The 503-nt window shown below is 47.3% G+C and carries 1 pseudogene; it reads right to left on the reverse strand.

Going from position 1 to position 503, the window contains the following annotated elements:
- Positions 1-503 (reverse strand): annotated as a pseudogene (locus tag R8O11_RS31685) (methyl-accepting chemotaxis protein); the annotation flags it as partial.

Here is a 503-nt window from a genome sequence, read left to right on the forward strand (position 1 = left end):
AACCGCTTGCGGTTTTGCTCGACAACTTGGACACCTTTTTCGGTATGTCGTGTAGCAAGTAATGAATCCTCTGACGAAGCATTCGTTACTGTCGCAATTTCACGTATGGACGCCTCTAGCTGAGAAATCGTAGTCACCATGCTCGCCAACGCTTCGTTTTGCGTCGTTAGACCGTCATTGGTTTGCTCAGCTGCATCGTGGCTGATTTCTGCGGTTTGATAAAGCGTCTCACAGTTACGTGTAACCGTTTGGATAGAGTCGTGTGTTGAATCGATCACCTGATTCAATTTGCGTGCGACCTCTTTTAACTCAAAGGGGCCCATCTCATCTGCTTTGGCACGAAAATCGTGGTCAGTTAATGCGGATAAACGTACCAGCACATTCTTCAAGCCTCGGTTTGTCCACGTTTTTAGCCCGAACCAAGAGACCAAAACAACCAGAGAGATAACACACACCGCGACAAGAACCATCATGCTGACGTTGCCTATGGTGTTATTGACCAT

The organism is Vibrio sp. 1288, assembly GCF_033344475.1.